The 19,901-nt window shown below is 40.1% G+C and carries 16 protein-coding genes; 11 read left to right on the top strand and 5 right to left on the bottom strand.

Translation table 11 applies throughout. The features are described 5' to 3' along the window. Nucleotides 1-67: 67 nt before the first annotated feature. Nucleotides 68-526, bottom strand: coding sequence for a YchJ family protein (locus tag AAC853_RS15440; protein WP_340615070.1), 459 nt, complete (start codon nt 524-526; stop codon nt 68-70). Between the two features lie 274 nt (nt 527-800). Between AAC853_RS15440 and galU the strand changes: the two genes are divergently transcribed. From galU to AAC853_RS15425, 3 genes are read left to right on the top strand one after another with little or no spacing between them, the layout of a single operon-like run. After that, nucleotides 801-1,724 carry a UTP--glucose-1-phosphate uridylyltransferase GalU gene (gene galU, locus AAC853_RS15435; protein ID WP_422824232.1) on the top strand — a complete coding sequence of 308 codons (924 nt, stop codon included), beginning with the start codon at nt 801-803 and terminating at the stop codon, nt 1,722-1,724. 24 nt (nt 1,725-1,748) lie between these two features. Next, nucleotides 1,749-3,092, top strand: a complete 1,344-nt coding sequence (locus AAC853_RS15430; protein ID WP_340615069.1) for a UDP-glucose dehydrogenase family protein — start codon at nt 1,749-1,751, stop codon at nt 3,090-3,092. Between the two features lie 8 nt (nt 3,093-3,100). Continuing rightward, nucleotides 3,101-4,111 carry an NAD-dependent epimerase gene (locus tag AAC853_RS15425; RefSeq protein WP_340615068.1) on the top strand — a complete coding sequence of 337 codons (1,011 nt, stop codon included), beginning with the start codon at nt 3,101-3,103 and terminating at the stop codon, nt 4,109-4,111. 238 nt (nt 4,112-4,349) lie between these two features. Here AAC853_RS15425 and AAC853_RS15420 read toward each other — a convergent pair whose 3' ends face one another. Next, on the bottom strand, nt 4,350-4,751 hold the full coding sequence (locus AAC853_RS15420; RefSeq protein WP_338882405.1) for an H-NS family histone-like protein: 402 nt from the start codon (nt 4,749-4,751) through the stop codon (nt 4,350-4,352). A 645-nt stretch (nt 4,752-5,396) separates the two neighbouring features. On the opposite strand from AAC853_RS15420, the gene AAC853_RS15415 reads away from it, so the two are divergent. After that, the gene (locus tag AAC853_RS15415) at nt 5,397-5,993 is read left to right on the top strand and encodes a thymidine kinase (protein ID WP_340615067.1); all 597 of its coding nucleotides are present in this window, start codon (nt 5,397-5,399) and stop codon (nt 5,991-5,993) included. A 126-nt stretch (nt 5,994-6,119) separates the two neighbouring features. Here the strand turns inward: AAC853_RS15415 and adhE are convergent, their stop codons facing one another. After that, nucleotides 6,120-8,783, bottom strand: coding sequence for a bifunctional acetaldehyde-CoA/alcohol dehydrogenase (adhE, locus tag AAC853_RS15410; protein ID WP_340615066.1), 2,664 nt, complete (start codon nt 8,781-8,783; stop codon nt 6,120-6,122). Between the two features lie 1,079 nt (nt 8,784-9,862). On the opposite strand from adhE, the gene AAC853_RS15405 reads away from it, so the two are divergent. The 6 genes from AAC853_RS15405 to oppF all read left to right on the top strand — a co-directional run bounded on the left by AAC853_RS15405 (nt 9,863) and on the right by oppF (nt 17,200). After that, entirely contained in the window at nt 9,863-11,503 is a 1,641-nt protein-coding gene (locus AAC853_RS15405; protein ID WP_340615065.1) for an ABC transporter substrate-binding protein, read from the top strand. A gap of 122 nt (nt 11,504-11,625) precedes the next feature. After that, nucleotides 11,626-13,269, top strand: a complete 1,644-nt coding sequence (oppA, locus tag AAC853_RS15400) for an oligopeptide ABC transporter substrate-binding protein OppA (RefSeq protein ID WP_340615064.1) — start codon at nt 11,626-11,628, stop codon at nt 13,267-13,269. A gap of 81 nt (nt 13,270-13,350) precedes the next feature. Further along, nucleotides 13,351-14,271 carry an oligopeptide ABC transporter permease OppB gene (gene oppB / locus AAC853_RS15395; protein ID WP_193847855.1) on the top strand — a complete coding sequence of 307 codons (921 nt, stop codon included), beginning with the start codon at nt 13,351-13,353 and terminating at the stop codon, nt 14,269-14,271. 14 nt (nt 14,272-14,285) lie between these two features. Next, nucleotides 14,286-15,194 carry an oligopeptide ABC transporter permease OppC gene (gene oppC, locus AAC853_RS15390; protein ID WP_189758961.1) on the top strand — a complete coding sequence of 303 codons (909 nt, stop codon included), beginning with the start codon at nt 14,286-14,288 and terminating at the stop codon, nt 15,192-15,194. A 9-nt stretch (nt 15,195-15,203) separates the two neighbouring features. Beyond that, the gene (gene oppD / locus AAC853_RS15385; protein ID WP_340615063.1) at nt 15,204-16,202 is read left to right on the top strand and encodes an ABC transporter ATP-binding protein; all 999 of its coding nucleotides are present in this window, start codon (nt 15,204-15,206) and stop codon (nt 16,200-16,202) included. Then, nucleotides 16,199-17,200, top strand: coding sequence for a murein tripeptide/oligopeptide ABC transporter ATP binding protein OppF (gene oppF, locus AAC853_RS15380; protein ID WP_340615062.1), 1,002 nt, complete (start codon nt 16,199-16,201; stop codon nt 17,198-17,200). Before oppD ends, oppF begins: the two co-directional genes overlap by 4 nt. A gap of 98 nt (nt 17,201-17,298) precedes the next feature. Here oppF and AAC853_RS15375 read toward each other — a convergent pair whose 3' ends face one another. Next, entirely contained in the window at nt 17,299-17,628 is a 330-nt protein-coding gene (locus tag AAC853_RS15375; protein WP_338805395.1) for an HI1450 family dsDNA-mimic protein, read from the bottom strand. A 100-nt stretch (nt 17,629-17,728) separates the two neighbouring features. Continuing rightward, nucleotides 17,729-19,189, bottom strand: a complete 1,461-nt coding sequence (cls, locus tag AAC853_RS15370) for a cardiolipin synthase (protein ID WP_338882395.1) — start codon at nt 19,187-19,189, stop codon at nt 17,729-17,731. A 372-nt stretch (nt 19,190-19,561) separates the two neighbouring features. Between cls and AAC853_RS15365 the strand changes: the two genes are divergently transcribed. After that, on the top strand, nt 19,562-19,741 hold the full coding sequence (locus AAC853_RS15365; RefSeq protein WP_340615061.1) for a YciY family protein: 180 nt from the start codon (nt 19,562-19,564) through the stop codon (nt 19,739-19,741). The last annotated feature ends 160 nt before the right edge of the window (nt 19,742-19,901 follow it).

Here is a 19,901-nt window from a genome sequence, read left to right as displayed (position 1 = left end):
GGATTACGAGAACCTCAAATATTTTTCACTGTGTGTGAGTTGTGATGTTTGATATTTAGATGCTGTTTTAATCACAGCATTTCTTATATTTTTTGCCTGAACCACATGGGCAGGGGCTATTTCGGCCTATTTCAGGACGAATACCATCTATATAAAACCAACGTTGATCGATGCGCAAAAAACGTGAACGCTCATGAATCAATTGCTTATCTTGCTTTCCTTGTTCAATAAAGCAAGCTGAAAATTCAACATAGGCCTCGTTATTATGTTTCCCTTGATTAGTTTCGAGGACATTTAATCCCAGCCATTGTACACCGGCAAAACTTTGTTCTATTTCTGTACGCCAATTTTCAGCCTGACAATCTGGGTGCCAGGTAGCGATAAGGTAGTCTGCATTTTGTGTAACGTAAGCACTGTATCTGGAACGCATCAGGGATTCAGCATTTGGGGCAGGGTAATGGTTTTCAAGATAGGGGCTACAGCAAAGGTCGAAAGATGTACTGCCACAGGGACACATTTTTGTCAAAATCACTCCAGTTATTTAAAGAGATTGCAGATTATCGTTAATTGTAAGGCAAATTAGTATTTGCTGAATAGGATTAAATGCACAATCCGACATCTAATCATTGAAATGTGAGCAAAGGTTAGCACACTGTATATTTGGTTGAATTAACTAGTGTATACTTGTGCCCGTTATTTTTATGAGTGTGTTTTTATAATCATTTTTTCTGAGAGTTAATGATATCGTTTAAGCCGTAAAGGAGTTTTGCAGTGAAAACATATCAGTAGGAGACGATTTAATGTCAGTGTCAGTAATAAATAAAAAGGTCAAAAAAGCGGTTATACCTGTTGCTGGCTTGGGAACCCGGATGTTGCCAGCCACCAAAGCCATCCCAAAAGAAATGCTCCCCTTGGTGGATAAGCCTCTGATTCAATATGTGGTTAATGAATGTATCAAAGCAGGCATTAATGAAATCATTCTGGTGACACATTCATCCAAAAACTCAATAGAAAATCATTTTGATACCAGCTTTGAGTTGGAAGCGATTCTTGAGAGAAGAGTTAAGCGTCAATTATTGGACGAAGTACAGTCTATTTGTCCAAATCATGTGACGATTATGCAAACCCGTCAGGGAATTGCAAAAGGATTGGGGCATGCTGTGTTATGTGCTAAACCACTTATTGGTGATGAGCCATTTGCTGTTATTTTGCCGGATGTTATTTTGGATGAGTACAGTACTGACCTATCAAAATATAATTTGAGCGAAATGTTATCACGCTTCAATAGCCGTGGTGCAAGCCAAATTCTCGTTGAACCCGTCCCTGTAGAAAGTGTCGCAGATTATGGCATTGTTGATTGTTTGGGGGAAAATTTACAGCCTGGGGATAGCAAACCGATTGTTCGAGTTGTTGAAAAACCAAAACCAGAAGAAGCGCCATCGAATCTTTCCATTGTTGGTCGTTATGTATTATCCGAAAAAATCTGGCCATTATTGGCTAAAACTGCGCCAGGGGCAGGAGATGAAATACAACTGACCGATGCCATTGCCATGCTGATGGAAAAAGAACCCGTTGAGGCTTATCACTTACAAGGCCGTAGCCATGATTGTGGTAATAAGTTGGGTTATATGCAGGCATTTGTTGAATATGGCATGAAACATAAAGAATTGGGCAAGTCATTCACGGATTGGATCATGGCCTTGCAAAATCAGATTGAAAAATAATCTACTAGTACTTTAAGGTGTGATATGAAAGTTACTGTATTTGGTATTGGCTACGTAGGCTTAGTGCAAGCAACCGTATTTGCTGAAGTGGGGCATGATGTACTTTGTGTCGATGTTGATGCAAAAAAAGTCGAGAACCTAAAAAATGGTCAAATTCCTATTTTTGAGCCGGGTTTGACACCCTTGGTAAAGAAAAACCATGCTGAAGGGCGGCTGAATTTTACAACGGATGCTAAAGCCGGTATTGCCCATGGCAAATTACAGTTTATTGCAGTAGGCACACCTCCTGATGAAGATGGCTCGGCTGATCTTAAGTATGTTACTGCTGTAGCCAGAACTATTGCAGAAAATATGGATGGTTACAAAGTTGTTGTTGACAAATCAACTGTGCCAGTGGGTACGGCTGATAAAGTTAAGGCAGTGATGCAAGCAACATTGGCCGAGCGTAGTTTGGAGCTTCCATTTGATGTCGTTTCTAATCCTGAGTTTTTGAAAGAAGGCGCTGCTGTTGCTGATTGTATGCGGCCTGAACGCATTATTATTGGTTGTGATAATGATGATGTGGTTGATGTCATGCGTGAATTGTATGAACCATTTAATCGTAATCATGATCGTATGATAGTTATGGACATCCGTAGCGCGGAATTGACTAAATATGCAGCTAACTGCATGTTGGCAACAAAAATTAGTTTCATGAATGAAATTGCTAATTTGGCAGAAATGCTGGGAGCTGACATTGAACATGTGCGCCAAGGCATTGGTTCCGACTCACGTATCGGATATCACTTTATTTACCCTGGATGTGGATATGGCGGTTCATGTTTCCCCAAAGATGTTCAGGCACTGATCCGGACTTCTGAACAAATTGGATATACGCCAAAAATTCTTCAGGCAGTGGAGCAGGTTAATGAAGAACAGAAAAGTAAATTGCCTGCTTTTATAAGACAGCATTTCGGTGATGATTTATCGGGCAGGACATTTGCTATTTGGGGACTGTCATTTAAACCTAATACCGATGACATGCGTGAGGCATCGAGCCGTGTCTTGATGGAAACGTTATGGAAATGTGGTGCTAAAGTTCAGGCGTATGATCCTGAGGCTATGCAGGAAGCTCAGCGTATTTATGGGCAGCGTGATGAACTCTCTTTAATGGGAACAAAAGAAGCGGCATTAAAAGGTGCTGATGCTTTGATTATCTGTACAGAATGGCAAAACTTCAGGGCACCTGATTTTGATGTGATTAAGAATTCATTAAAAACTCCAGTGATTTTTGATGGGCGCAACCTTTATGATCCTGAACGCGTACAATCGCGAGGTTTTACTTATTATGGCATTGGCCGCGGTGCTTCAATCAAACCAGTTATTTGAGTTAATATATGAAATTTTTAGTGACAGGTTCTGCTGGTTTTATAGGTTTTCATGTTAGTCAGCGGTTATTGAATATGGGGTATGAGGTTGTTGGTATTGATAACCTCAATGATTATTATGATGTTAACCTGAAACAGGCGAGATTAAATTTATTACTCCCTTATTCAAATTTCAAATTTCAAAAACTAGACTTGGCTGACAGAGTTGCAATACCCGAATTGTTCGCGAAACATCAATTTCAGCGAGTGATCCATTTAGGGGCTCAGGCAGGGGTGCGTTATTCAATACAAAACCCTATGGCATATATAGATGCCAATATTGTCGGTCATATCAATATACTTGAAGGTTGCCGCCATCATTCTGTAGAGCATCTATTATATGCGTCTTCTAGTTCAGTATATGGTTTAAATAAAAAGCAGCCTTTTTCTACGGATGACTCCGTTGATCATCCTGTTTCTTTATATGCAGCAACGAAAAAGGCTGATGAATTAATGTCTCACAGCTATTCACATCTTTATCAACTTCCCACTACAGGATTAAGATTTTTTACTGTATATGGACCGTGGGGGCGTCCTGATATGGCTTTATTTAAATTCACTAAAGCCATGTTAGAAGGTAAGCCGCTTGATGTTTATAATTACGGCAATATGGTGAGAGATTTTACATATATTGATGACATTGTTGAATCTATAGTTAGGTTGCAGGATATCATTCCTACTTCTAATAAAGACTGGTCAGTTGAAGCTGAACAAATATCTACCAGCTCTGCACCATATAGAGTTTACAATATTGGTAATGGACAACCGACAAAACTGGGTGATTTTATTGAAGCTATTGAAACTTCATTAGGGATTGAAGCGAAGAAAAACTTTATGGAAATTCAAGACGGTGATGTATTGTCAACGTGTGCAGATTCAAGCGCGCTTTACAATCAAATTGGTTTTTCGCCTAATACGCCGGTAAAGGAAGGGGTGAAACGATTTACTGATTGGTATTTAGGCTTTTATCAAAAACTGTAACAGTAGAAATAGGAAAAGGAGCGATTAGCTCCTTTTTTTATAAGATTATGTTAATAAAAAACTAATTTAGTGTTAAGTTATTTTTTATCACATCGAAAATATGAAAGCGACTTAGCTATTAATATAACTCTCTGTGTTTTTACATCAGCCCGTAATTAACCTAGTTAGTTTATATTAAGCATAAAACAAAAATACCCTTGATAGGGTATTTTTGTTATCAGGTTTACAAAACAGCTGATTAGATCAGGAAATCGTCCAGTGTTTTGCCTTCTTCTTCAATTGCTTTTTTGATTACAGCTGGTGTACGGCCTTGGCCAGTCCAGGTTTTAGTTTCACCTTCATCAACGTATGAATATTTTGCTGGACGAGCAGCACGTTTAGATTTACCAGTAGCTTTGCCACTTAGGGCATCTACTAAATCGCTTAATTCAATACCGTCTTTTTCCAGCATTTCACGGTATTCTTGAAGTTTACGTGTGCGCTCTTCTAATTGTACACGAACCTGGTTTTCTTCTTCACGACGTTCTTCAACAACAGTCGTAAGTTTTTCCAGCATTTCTTCTAAAGTACTAAGTTCACATTCTCTTGCTTGCGCGCGCAAGGTACGGATGTTATTTAAGGATTTTAAATTTTCGCTCATTGTCCTGGTCTCAAATTATAATGATGATAGCTGATGTGGAGATAATAATAGAATGCTATTTTATTTTCTGCAATAGTGAATTTACTTTCTCAGGTTAAAACATGTCATTTTAAAATGCAATTTTTGAAGTGATCGATATATTGCGTTTTAATCCTGCTATTGGGATTACCATTTTTCAATAAGCGTGAAGGAGAATAGTGTAAAGTTTAGTAAGGGATAAAACATAGAGTATAAAACTAATTTATAGTCAATCCGTAAGAAACATTAACTGTTTTGCTAGAAATAAGTTGAAGAGTAAGTGTGAGATGAAAGTTTTTTTATGGGTAATCCATTAGTTATGATCATGGTGGGTGAATTGAACAAAAGTAAACCACTATGATTATTAATATTCAAAGGATGGGGGTAAAAATAATTATTTTCTTTTTATGTTAATTTTGTTCATTTGGTATGCAGGAAGTATTTTATGGTGTTGATTTTATATGCGCAAGTGTGATGATTATCATGAAAATAATTTTTTCTGATTCGTTCTAATTTGTTTCTGCTACTCTACATTTGACAATCGCAAGGATAATCTCAACCAGAATTTGTGGTAAGCTGGTGCTGTTATATCGCCTGATTAAATTTGACAAGAGGATGGACAGGCCAATGGCTCAGCTTTATTTTTATTATTCTGCCATGAACGCAGGGAAATCAACTTCCTTATTGCAGTCTTCCTATAACTATAATGAAAGAGGAATGAGAACACTGATCTTTACAGCAGAAATCGATATTCGATTCGGTAAAGGGAAAGTTAGTTCCCGTATTGGCTTATCCGCTGAAGCTTTGTTGTTTTCACCAAGAACAAATATTGCTGAGCTTATCAGAAAGGAAAATGAGGCAGAAAAAGTCCATTGCGTTTTGATTGATGAATGCCAATTCTTAACGAAAGAGCATGTTGAGCAACTTTGCGAAATTGTAGATTATGATGATATCCCCGTTCTTTGTTATGGTTTAAGGACAGATTTTCAAGGCGAGTTATTCAGCGGAAGTGAATATCTTCTCGCGTGGTCAGATAAATTGGTAGAGTTAAAAACAATTTGTCATTGTGGGAGAAAAGCCAGTCGTGTACTTCGCTTTAGTAGCGATGGCAGTGTTGTTTACGATGGTGCTCAGGTTGATATTGGTGGTAACGAAAAATACGTCTCTGTGTGTCGTAGGCACTATACTGATGTTATTCGTGAAGCCAGGGTAAGAAAGGTTTAATACGCCACCCGTTTTAATCAATAAATCTAAAATTATATCGGTTTGAGAAGGCTGGAAAATAAAATAATAAAAAGGCGTTGGGTTACCCAAACGCCTTTTAAGTTATATCCATCAGACTATCATTTATTATTCTTTCTTATTATTTTTTCTATTTGGTTTTACTGCCTCCTGTGGTTTGTTCTCTTCGGTGAATTTACGGCCATAAAAAGAATCTAGCAGCAGTTGTTTCAACTCAGAGATTAATGGGTAGCGCGGATTTGCACCGGTACATTGGTCATCAAACGCGTCTTCTGCAAGCTTGTCGATTTTTGCCAGGAAGTCAGCTTCTTGCACACCTATTTCACGAATTGAAGCTGGAATGTCTAGCTGAGACTTCATTTCTTCCAGCCAAGCCAATAGTTTTTCAATTTTGACGGCAGTACGATCACCCGATGAGGTTAACCCCAAATGATCTGCAATTTCCGCATAGCGACGTCGCGCTTGTGGGCGGTCATATTGGCTGAAAGCAGTCTGTTTTGTCGGATTGTCATTGGCGTTGTAGCGGATTACGTTACAAATCAACAGTGCATTAGCTAAGCCATGTGGGATATGAAACTCAGAGCCAAGTTTGTGGGCCATAGAGTGGCATACTCCTAAGAATGCATTAGCAAAGGCAATACCTGCTATTGTGGCAGCATTATGGACACGTTCGCGGGCAACGGGGTTTTTTCCACCTTCGTGGTAACTAACAGGTAGGTAATCTTTTAGCAGGTTTAGTGCTTGCAATGCCTGCCCATCAGAGTATTCATTGGCTAAAACAGAAACGTAGGCTTCTAATGCATGGGTTACTGCATCTAGGCCACCAAAGGCACATAACGATTTTGGCATATCCATGACCAGGTTCGCGTCAACAATTGCCATATCGGGGGTAAGCGCATAGTCTGCCAAAGGATACTTCTGCCCTGTTATGTCATCGGTAACAACCGCGAAAGGTGTGACTTCTGAACCCGTGCCTGAAGTGGTGGTAATGGCGACAAATTTAGCTTTCACACCCATTTTCGGGAACTTATAGATACGTTTACGGATATCCATAAAGCGCAGAGCCAGTTCCTCAAAATGCGTTTCTGGATGCTCGTACATCACCCACATAATTTTAGCTGCATCCATCGGGGAACCGCCGCCAAGGGCAATGATGACGTCCGGTTTAAACAGATGCATTTGTTCAGCACCTTTGCGAACGATGCTTAATGTTGGATCTGCTTCGACCTCAAAGAATACTTCAGTTTCAACGCCATAAGATTTCAAGACATTAATAACTTGATCGGCATAACCGTTATTGAATAAGAAATGGTCTGTCACAATAAAAGCGCGTTTAGCACCATCGGTGGCGACTTCTTCCAGGGCAATGGGCAGAGAACCGCGTCGGAAATAGATTGATTTTGGAAGTTTGTGCCACAACATATTTTCGGCTCTTTTGGCGACGGTTTTTGTATTGATCAAGTGTTTTGGTCCAACATTTTCAGAAATAGAATTGCCTCCCCAAGAACCACAACCCAACGTCAGAGAAGGAGATAGCTTGAAGTTGTACAAATCTCCGATACCACCTTGAGATGCAGGTGTGTTGATCAAAATACGCGCGGTCTTCATTTTGTCGCCAAAATATTTAATACGCTCTGCCTGATTATCTTGTTCGGTATAGAGACATGACGTATGTCCAATACCTCCCATATCAACCAATTTCTCGGCTTTTTCGACCGCATCTTCAAAGTTTTTGCTACGGTACATGGCAAGCAGTGGTGATAGTTTTTCATGGGCAAAGGGTTCTGCTTCATCTACCAGAGTAACTTCACCAATAAGAATTTTGGTGCTTTCAGGAACATTAATACCAGCTAATTCAGCAATTTTTATTGCGGGTTGGCCAACAATCGCTGCATTTAAATTGCCGTTTTTCAAGATAATATCTTGAACAGCTTTTAGCTCTTTTCCCTGGAGAAGATAGCCACCATGAGTTGAAAAACGTTCACGTACTTGTTCGTAAACAGAATCAACGACGATAACAGATTGTTCTGAAGCACAAATCACACCATTATCAAACGTCTTAGACATCAGGATAGATGCAACGGCTCGTTTGATATCAGCCGACTCATCGATCACGACAGGAGTATTGCCGGCACCAACACCAATAGCGGGCTTGCCTGAACTATAGGCTGCTTTTACCATACCTGGGCCACCTGTTGCTAAAATCAGGTTAATATCAGGGTGGTGCATTAAGGCATTTGAGAGTTCAACGGAAGGTTCATCTATCCAGCCAATGATATCCTTTGGTGCGCCTGCTTCAACCGCTGCCTTTAAGACAACTTCAGCTGCTCTATTAGTCGCTTTCTTGGCACGTGGATGAGGGGAAAAAATAATACCATTACGGGTTTTCAGGCTGATAAGTGCCTTGAAAATAGCAGTGGATGTTGGGTTTGTTGTTGGAATAATGCCGCAAATTAAACCAATAGGCTCAGCGATAGTAATAGTACCGAAAGTATTATCTTCAGATAAGATACCGCAAGTTTTATCATCTTTATAGGCATTATAAATATATTCTGAAGCGAAGTGGTTTTTGATCACTTTATCTTCCACAATGCCCATACCAGATTCAGATACGGCCAATTTTGCTAGTGGAATACGGGCATCAGCAGCGGCAAGGGCAGCAGCTCGAAATATTCGGTCAACTTGTTCCTGAGAAAATCGGGCAAATTCCTGCTGGGCTTTTTTTACACGAGCAACTAATTCATTGAGTTCTGCAACATGGACTACAGTCATAAAAATTACTCCTGACAAATTTAAATATTTTTAGGGAAATTAGCTGCGAGATTATTAACTTATTAAATAAAATTATGAGATTAATTATTTGAATTTAATCGTAAATACTGCTAATTGCCGTGATAAATTACTCAACAAATTGATTAATATAGAAATAGTTACTTTCCTTAAAATTTTGTCTTGAATACAGCTTACCATTTACCGGCATTTGCATTGTGATTTAGATCATGAAAACATCAAGCTGACTCAATTCAGCTATTGTTTTTGGATCAACGAGAACTGGTTAATTATTTAACTGTATAAATACAATTTATTAACTTTGTTATTATTGCATTGCCTATAGGTAAGGGGGGTTGCTCAGTTGTAATCACTAAGTTAATTGATTTGACTTACCGAAATAGTTTCGATTTATTGTATTTTTAGGTGAATGCGCTGATAGTCATGATGACTGTATCGATGAACAACGATAAGTTATGTAAAGATAAGCAAAATAAACGCGAAAATTGGTTGTTATTAAGTTCGATATCTTTGTTTCCTGGGTTACTGTGATATATACCAATCTAACTTCAAGATGCATGTGATTTCTCCCCGCGAAGCGGGGAGAAATCAAGTTTCATAGCGTGTTGTAAATTGCAACTTGAAGTTTAATGCGTATAGCAAGAATAATTTATATATTTATTCAAATTATTCATGTAGTGAGATGAAATTTTATACTCTTGTCTAACCGGTGGCTTGCATCGTTGTTTTGTGATGAAGATGGGCTTTTACTTTGTCGTAATTGCTTTTTGTTAAAATAATGTTTATTTTCTCTTTTGATAATATTCCATAGATATCGCTTGGGGATAATAGAATAAAAATGATAATTATCATTGCATTACATTTATTTTGTAAGTGTATTGTATACAGGGATAATGAATAATTTTAATGTTTTAATAAATTTATTATAGGAATCAAATAACAATTATTATGTGGACATGGTTTTTTAGTAGGTTAATTATAATTTGTTAACGAACTAAGTAAATTAGTTGAGTTAGTAAATTAAAAACGATTCATTTACTGTTTATAACTTAGGGAAAAATATGAGAAAAAAAACATTAAAGTTAGGTCAGTTGATTTCGAATATCGTTTTATTATCTTTTCCTGTGGCTCAGAGCATTGCTGCAACTCTTCCAGCAGGCGTTACCTTAGCTGAAAAACAAGAAATAACCGTTAACAATGGTGTCGAAGTCACTTCATTGGATCCTCATAAAGTTGAAGGTGCTCCAGAAACCGTCATTATTCGCAATCTATTGGAGGGACTGGTAACGACTGGGCCACATGGTGAAACTGAGCCTGGCGTAGCAGAAAGATGGGAAAATGATGGTTATAAGGTATGGACATTCTATTTGCGTCGTGACGCCAAATGGAGTGATGGTAATCCTGTGACTGCGCAGGATTTTGTCTATAGTTGGCGCCGGCTCGCTGATCCAAATACTGGCTCGCCTTATACCAGTTATTTGCAATATGCCTATATTCAGAACGTTGACGATATTCTGAAAGGAATCAAATCACCGGAACAATTGGGGATTAAGGCGTTAGATGATCACCGTTTCCAGGTAACACTTAGCCAGCCAGTTCCTTATCTGATTGACATGTTAAGCTATACAGCGATGAAACCTATCAGGCAAGATGTGGTTGAAAAATGGGGAAATAAATGGACATTACCGGAAAACTATATTGGCAATGGTGCTTATACATTGAAGGATTGGGTGGTCAATGAGCGAATTGTTTTAACGCGTAATCCTCAGTATTGGAACAATAAAGAAACCCTCATTGAAAAAGGCACTTTCCTGCCTATTGTCTCTGAAGTTAGTAGTGTTAACCGCTACCGTAGCGGGGAAGTGGATATTACTGATAGTGCTATTCCTCCTGATCTATACCAAAAAATGAAACGGGATATCCCCGAACAATTGCAAATTTCACCTTATTTGTGCACGTTTTATTACGAAATCAATAATCAGAACCCTCTGTTTAAAGATAAACGGGTGCGTGAAGCCATAAAACTGAGTCTTGATCGCGATATCATTACGAAAAAAATTATGGCGCAGGGGCAAATTCCGGCTTATGGATATACTCCCACATATATTGGCGGCGGTTTGACTATTAATCCAGAATGGGCAAGTTGGACCCAGGAACAACGCAATCAGCGGGCAAGGGAATTGTTGAAAGAGGCAGGTTTTGATGCCAGTCACCCCCTTAAGTTTACTTTGTTATACAACACATCAGAGCAAAATAAACAACAAGCCATTGCTGCGGCTTCTATGTGGCAGAAAAATATTGGCGCAAAAGTCACTTTGCAAAATCAAGAGTGGAAAACTTCTCTCCAGAACCGCCACCAAGGAAATTACGATATCGCAAGAGCGACATGGTGTGGCGATTATAACGAACCCTCTTCTTTCTTGAATATGTTGCTGTCAAGTAGCAGTACCAATACTGGTTTTTACCAAAGTGAGACTTTTGATAACTTGCTTAAGCAGGCCCTGACTGCCAAAGATGATGCGACACGTAAGGCATTTTATCAGCAAGCCGAAGCTCAGCTAGATAAAGATTCAGGGTTGATACCGGTTTATTACCGAGTCAGTGTGCGCCTTATTCGGCCGACTGTTGGGGGAATGACAGGGAAAGATCCCATGGATTATGTCGATCTAAAGAATTTGTATATTAAAAAGGTGAATAATTAATTATCGTCACAAGATATTGTTTTACCGTAAACAAAATAGTTCCTTTTGGATACGGAAAATAACCAGCCCAATGTGTGGATATGACTTTAATGGGTCAAATGATATCAATTGGAGAGAATAAGATGATAAACACAACAAAGAAAAAACTGGCTACTGGTATTACGGTAGCGTTAGGTATGATGATTGGGTGGCCAGCTTTTGCAGCACAAGTGCCTGCAGGCGTGCAACTTGCGGACGCTGCAAAACAGGTGCTAGTTCGTAACAATGCCTCTGAACCACAATCGTTGGACCCGCATAAAATCGAAGGTGTACCAGAGTCTAATATCGCGCGTGATCTATTTGAAACTCTGGTAATCAATGATCCTGACGGTAAAATTATACCGGGAGTTGCAGAAAGTTGGGAAAATAAGGATTTTAAAGTTTGGACATTCCATCTGCGTAAAGATGCAAAGTGGTCTAATGGTGACCCTGTCACTGCACAGGATTTTGTTTACAGTTGGCGTCGTCTGGTAGATCCAAATACTGCGTCCCCATACGCAAGTTTTCTTCAATATGCCCATCTTCTCAATGTTGACGATATCATCAGAGGTAAACAAAAACCTGAAACGTTGGGTATCAAAGCATTGGATGATCATACGTTAGAATTGACACTCAGCGAACCTGTACCTTATTTAGTTAGATTGTTTGTTCATCCAAGTACATCACCAGTCCATCGTGCAACTGTAGAGAAGTATGGCGAAAAATGGACGCAACCCCTGAACTTTGTCGGTAATGGCGCTTATAAACTGAAAAGTTGGGTGATCAATGAACGTCTTGTTTTCGAACGTAGTCCAACCTATTGGGATAATAAGAATACAGTTATTAATCAAATCACTGTCTTGCCTATTTCTTCCGAAGTCACTGATGTTAATCGCTATCGCGCTGGCGAAATTGAGATGACTTATAACAATTTACCGATAGAACTATTCTCAAAACTAAAAAAAGAAATTCCTGAACAGTTGCGTGTAAACCCGTATTTATGTACTTATTATTATGAAATCAATAACCAAAAACCCCCATTTAATGATCCCCGTGTGCGTACTGCACTGAAACTGGGTATAGATCGAGATCTTATGACTAATAAGGTGAAAAATCAGGGTGATATACCTGCCTATGGTTATACACCACCCTATATCGCCGATTTTAAAGATGAGAAACCAGACTGGTATACCAAATTAAATCAGCAGCAGCGTAATGAAGAAGCGAAAAAACTTTTGGCAGAGGCTGGATTTACTAAAGATAATCCTTTGAAAATTAAGCTACTGTACAATACTTCCGATTTGCATAAAAAGTTATCCATTGCCGCAGCATCTATGTGGAAAAAGAATATCGGTATTGATGTTTCTCTTGAAAATCAGGAATGGAAAACTTTCCTTGACTCCCGCCATCAAGGTAACTACGACATTGCTCGTGCAGGATGGTGTGCTGATTATAATGAAGCTTCTACCTTCTTGAACGCCATGTTATCCAATAGTAGCAATAACACAGCCTATTATAAGAGCAAAGAATTTGATGCATTAATGAAACAATCACTTCAAGTCAAAACCGACGAAGAACGTGCTGAAATTTATGCTAAAGCTAATGCGCAATTGGATAAAGATTCTGCAATTATTCCTATCTATTATTATACAAATTCTCGTTTGCTAAAACCTTATGTCGGTGGTTATACCGGTAAAGATCCCTTAGATAACTTCCATACCAAAGATCTGTACATAATAAAACATTAGGAATTAGCTGGTGATCCAACGAGATCACCGGCTTGTTAAATAATTAAAAGCCACAGTTTGGCTAAATAGTAGGAACGGGCAATGCTAAAATTTATTTTACGTCGCTGCTTAGAGGCGATCCCGACACTTTTTATACTTATTACTATTTCGTTTTTTATGATGCGGCTTGCGCCGGGTAGCCCATTTACAGGAGAAAGAAAGCTACCGCCAGAGGTTATGGCAAATATTGAAGCGAAATACCATTTAAATGATCCTATTTATAAGCAATATTTCAATTACCTAATCCAACTCTCTAAGGGGGATTTTGGTCCTTCATTCAAATATAAAGACTACAGTGTCAATGATCTGGTTGCAGAAGCTTTGCCGGTTTCTGCTAAATTGGGATTTGCCGCCTTTGTTATGGCGGTAATATTCGGTGTCAGTGCAGGAGTTATTGCGGCATTGAACCAGAATACGAAATGGGATTACACGGTAATGGGGTTTGCCATGACAGGCGTCGTGATCCCCAGTTTCGTGGTCGCCCCCTTATTAGTTTTGATATTCGCCATTACATTAAAATGGTTGCCGGGAGGGGGCTGGAATGGCGGGGCACCTAAATATATGCTTTTGCCAATGGTCGCACTTTCACTCTCTTATATTGCCAGCATATCCCGTATTACCCGTGGTTCCATGATAGAAGTTTTGCATTCCAATTTTATTCGTACAGCACGGGCCAAAGGTTTGCCATTGCGGAAGATTATTTTCCGTCATGCGTTAAAACCTGCCTTATTACCCGTTATCTCTTACATGGGGCCTGCATTCGTAGGCATTATTACGGGTTCAATGGTTATTGAGACTATTTTCGGTTTACCTGGCCTGGGACAATTGTTTGTTAATGGTGCATTAAACCGTGATTACTCACTGGTACTGAGTTTGACGATCCTGGTGGGGAGCCTGACCATTATGTTTAATGCCATTGTTGATGTGCTATACGCCGTCATTGATCCGAAAATTCGTTATTAAAACTGGAGCGCGCAATGTTACTGAATAAAAAAAATAGCGAAGCTCTGGAAAATTTTTCTGAGCAACTGGAAATTGAGGGCCGCAGTTTGTGGCAGGATGCACGTCGCCGTTTTGTGCATAACAAGGCGGCGATTACAAGCTTATGTATTCTATTCTTGATTATATTATTTGTGATCTTAGCTCCAATGTTGTCCCAATTTGCTTACGATGACACTGATTGGAACATGATGACGATGCCGCCGGATTTTGAATCCAAACACTATTTTGGCACCGATTCTTCAGGGCGTGATCTGTTAGTGCGCGTTGCCATTGGTGGGCGGATTTCATTGATGGTCGGGATTGCCGCCGCTTTGATTGCCGTGTTATTTGGTACTTTATATGGTGCGATGTCAGGCTATCTTGGCGGTAAAATCGACATGGTCATGATGCGCTTGCTGGAAATCCTCAACTCTTTTCCATTCATGTTCTTCGTTATCCTTCTAGTGACTTTCTTTGGTCAAAACATTTTGTTGATTTTCGTTGCAATAGGCATGGTGTCATGGCTGGACATGGCACGTATTGTCCGTGGTCAGACACTGAGTTTAAAACGCAAGGAATTCATCGAAGCAGCGTTGGTTTGTGGTGTTTCTACCCGTCATATCGTTTTGCGCCATATCGTGCCAAACGTATTAGGTGTTGTGGTGGTTTATGCCTCATTACTTGTACCTAGCATGATCCTGTTTGAATCCTTCTTAAGTTTCCTTGGCTTGGGAACTCAGGAGCCACTCAGTAGTTGGGGCGCTTTGTTAAGTGATGGTGCTAATTCAATGGAAGTGGCTCCGTGGTTATTGTTATTTCCGGCGGGCTTTCTGGTCATGACCTTGTTTTGTTTTAACTTTATTGGTGACGGCCTGCGAGATGCCCTCGACCCGAAAGACCGTTAAGGAGAGCCTATGAATAGCGTTGAAACTTCGAAAAATGTTGAATCCCTCTTATCGGTAAGAGATCTAGATGTCGTATTCAGTACGCCAGATGGCAACGTGACTGCTGTAAATAAATTGAATTTTGACTTACAGGCCGGAGAAACACTGGGGATCGTGGGTGAATCTGGTTCTGGCAAATCGCAGACAGCATTTGCATTAATGGGGTTATTAGCCAGCAATGGTTCGGTCAGTGGCTCTGCCCACTTTAATGGGCGAGAAATTCTCAACCTGAGAGAAAAAGAGCTGAACCGAATGCGGGCAGAAGAGATTTCGATGATATTTCAAGATCCCATGACTTCCCTTAACCCTTATATGCGGGTGGGTGATCAATTAATTGAAGTATTGATGCTGCACAAACGTATGAGTAAAAGTGCGGCTTTTGAAGAATCTATCCGTATGCTGGATGCCGTTAAGATGCCAGAGGCACGTAAGCGCATGAAAATGTATCCGCATGAATTCTCTGGTGGTATGCGTCAACGCGTCATGATTGCTATGGCGTTATTATGTCAGCCTAAGTTATTGATTGCCGATGAACCGACAACGGCATTGGACGTAACCGTTCAGGCACAGATTATGACGTTGCTTAACGAACTGAAAAAAGAGTTTAACACTGCCATCATCATGATTACCCATGACTTGGGGGTGGTTGCTGGCATTTGTGACAAAGTATTAGTTATGTATGCCGGAAGAACGATGGAATATGGCACGGCGCGTGACGTATTTTACCGTCCTACCCATCCATACTCTATTGGGTTATTAAATGCTGTTCCTCGCCTGGATGGTGATGAGGAATCATTGGAAACGATTCAAGGCAATCCCCCCAATTTATTGCGTTTGCCAAAGGGATGCCCATTCCAGCCGCGTTGTCAGTTTGCCACAGAGCATTGTGTTCGTGAGGAACCACAGCTGGAAAAATTTGGCCATGGGCGCTTGCGTGCCTGCTTTAAACGCCAGGAGGAATTGGTATGAGCACAATAGCTGAAAAACGTGTCTTATTGGAAGTTAATGACCTTAAAGTTTATTTTGATATTAAAGATGGAAAACAGTGGTTTTGGCAGCCGATAAAAACCCTAAAGGCGGTAGATGGCGTTACCTTAAGATTATATGAAGGTGAGACACTGGGCGTAGTGGGAGAATCTGGCTGCGGGAAATCGACTCTTGCCAGAGCCGTCATTGGGTTAGTGAAAGCATCTGGTGGCGCAGTCACTTGGCTTGGTCAAAATTTGCTGGATATGAGTGACAAACAATGGCGAGATATTCGCAATGATATTCAGATGATTTTTCAAGATCCTTTGGCATCACTGAATCCACGTATGACCATTGGTGATATTATTGCGGAGCCATTAAAAACGTATTACCCCAAAATGAAAGGTGGGGAAATAAAAGAAAAAGTTCAAAAGATGATGATGCGGGTAGGATTGTTACCTAACCTGATAAACCGTTACCCACACGAATTCTCTGGAGGACAATGCCAGCGTATTGGCATTGCTCGCGCCTTGATTCTGGAGCCTAAATTAGTTATTTGTGATGAACCTGTTTCAGCGCTGGATGTTTCCATTCAGGCACAAGTCGTTAACTTGTTGCAGGAATTACAGCGGGAAATGGGACTTTCCCTGATATTTATTGCTCATGATCTATCAATAGTAAAACACATATCAGATCGTGTTTTGGTGATGTATTTGGGAAATGCTGTGGAATTGGGTACTTACGATGAAGTTTATCATAATCCGTTGCATCCATATACCAGAGCGCTTATGTCGGCGGTGCCAATCCCTGATCCAGACAAAGAGCGCAACAAGCATATTGAATTGCTGGAGGGAGAACTGCCTTCACCGATTGATCCCCCGTCTGGATGTGTATTCCGCACTCGCTGTCCAATGGCTGATGCCGAATGTGCCAGGACCCGTCCGTTGCTTGAAGGAAGCTTTAAACACGCGGTGTCTTGCCTTAAGGTTGATCCACTCTAATCCGTTAGATTAGGTTAATGTGACGCTGTCACGAAATTAAATTCAATGCCCTCACTGTGAGGGCATTTATTTTGGCCGATCGGGGGAGGCATGTCTGATTATTTTTTCCATAGGATATGGCAGATGGAGTGAGATTTTTCCCGGCAGAGCAAGACACGGGCAAAGATGTCATCAATTTCAGCCTCGTCTGATTCAGCCAGGCCAATAATGACTTCTGAAAAAAAGTCTGGATCCAAATCAAAATCAACATGTTCAAGCCAGATCCTTGAAGGTTCCACTAATTCAACCCCCCCTCGTTCTTCAAATTGCAAATTAAACAATAGGCTGTCAGCCGGATCGAGATGAGAAAGCGCTTGTTCCAAAAAGATGTCGTAAGCTTTTTCAAGTGCTTCATCTTCAGTCATTCGGTTATTTAAGTCTAATTGCATAGAATCTTTCGGTTGGTTTTCCATGGTGCAAGATCCGAGATTAATCACATGATGAAATTAAAACATGTTCTGTATTGAATGAATACTGTTATTCGTGGAATTATAAAAGCGGGCTGAAAAAGTAACAGATACGTTCCAGGATACGATGCCACACAGGGCGTTTTTCCCATTTATTGTTTGCAAGCAATGTTGAACGCATAATATAGTCTTGTTGAACCAGAGTTAAATCATTGCCAAAGTGCTCATCATCAATGACCACTGTAATTTCAAAATTCAGCCATAAGCTGCGCATATCCAAATTGACAGAACCGACCATACTGAGTTGTCCATCGACTAAGACACTTTTAGTGTGTAATAAGCCATCTTCAAATTGATAAATTTTCACACCGGCTTCCAGTAATTCAGAAAAAAACGCGCGACTGGCCCAACGAACAAGAAATGAGTTATTTTGGCTTGGTACAATAATACTGACATCAACACCGCGCATAGCCGCAGTGCAAATTGCGTGCATTAAATCATCGCTGGGAACAAAATAGGGAGTGGTAAGAATAAGCTGTTTGCGGGCAGCAAAAATAGCAGTCATTAGGGATTGTTGGATTAATTCATCAGGGAACCCAGGCCCGGAAGCAATAACTTGGGCTATATGACCACTGGCTTGTTCGAAGGGCATGGTGACACTGTCAGGGGGCGGAGGAAGATGCCGCTGTCCTGTTTCCATTTCCCAGTCAAAAGCGTAAATGATCCCTAGTGTTGTCGTAACAGGGCCTTCCATTCTTACCATGATATCGACCCATTGACCGACCCCTGCATCTTGTTTAAAAAAACGGGGATCAACCATATTCATGCTACCGGTGTATGAAATATAATTATCGATCAGGATAATTTTTCTATGCTGGCGCAAGTCCATACGACGCAAGAATAAACGGAAGATATTAACTTTGAGTGATTCAACAAATTCAATACCTGCTTTTCGCATAATATCAGGATAAGGGCTACGGAAAAATTGCCAGCTTCCTGCCGAATCTACCATAATTCGACATTTAATGCCGCGTTTGGCTGCACGCATCAGAGCATCGGTGACCTGATCAACCAGTCCCCCAGATTGCCATATATAAAACACCATTTCGATATTGTATTTGGCGTTTTCAATATCATGAACAATCGCTTTTAGCGAGTTATCATAAGATGTCATTAATTGCATTTTATTACCCTTGACACCTTTGAGCTTTTGTCGACGCTCACACAGTTGAAACAACGGAGTAGCGACTTCACTGTTTTCATCGGCAAAAATTTGAGGGGAATTTCTTAACTCGGCCAGCCACTTGGCTACAGATGAACGCATCTGTCTGGCTTGCTCAACCCTGCGTTTGCCAAGGTGTAATTCTCCGAATGACAAGTAAGCAACGATCCCGACTAATGGAAAAATGTAAATAATGAGTAACCATGTCATTGCTGATGTCACAGGACGACGTTTCATCAAAACTCGAATAGTGATACCCGCAATAATCAGCCAGTAGAAAAAAATCGCCAGCCAGCTCAGTACAGAGTAGAAAGTTGTCATACGTGGCAATCAATCCTATTTATTTAAATATTAATGTAGTCATTGCCGCAAGTTTCTAGAAATTCGGGTGAACTATCAACTTAATATCATTAATTGAATAGAGTACAATTTTAGCCAAAAAGCGCCAATTATGATAAATACCATGACTATTTAGTCAATTATAACAACGATTTGATTTTGTAGGCTGTATGTAATATACGCAAATTGATATAAATAAATCATGAATGGTTGATGATAGTGATTAATCTGATGATGTCGAACAATGTACTCTCATGCCAGAGTCATGGGGTAGATTGGCAATGGGTTGACATCGCTAATCGTGACAATTAAGAATAATATTATTTATTCAATGAGAGATTACTCGGAATATTTATGAAACATAGTAGAAGAGAAGTAGGGCGTTGGAGAATACTCCGTCAAAGTATCCGTTGCCGTCGCCGCTGGTTAGAAGGGCAGTCACGTCGTAATTTGCGTATCTATGCACTCCGTAAGGTAGATGCTTATAAGCGCCGTAGATCGATTCTATTCACCCAGAATGTAGAGTGGGTTTAATGCTAATGTAGTGAAATTGCTTAGGATCAATGTGCAGCATTTTCTTAATAACTCAATATTTTTCCGTTAAGAAAAATATTTTCAGCCGCCAAGATTATGGTTAATAATCATGTGATTCCACTGGAATGAGCGTGTGTATCCAATAAGGTTTTAGCTTGAA

The sequence above is a fragment of the Xenorhabdus thailandensis genome, assembly GCF_037996785.1.
GTDB lineage: Bacteria > Pseudomonadota > Gammaproteobacteria > Enterobacterales > Enterobacteriaceae > Xenorhabdus > Xenorhabdus griffiniae.
This window is presented reverse-complemented; position numbering and strand designations above follow the sequence as displayed.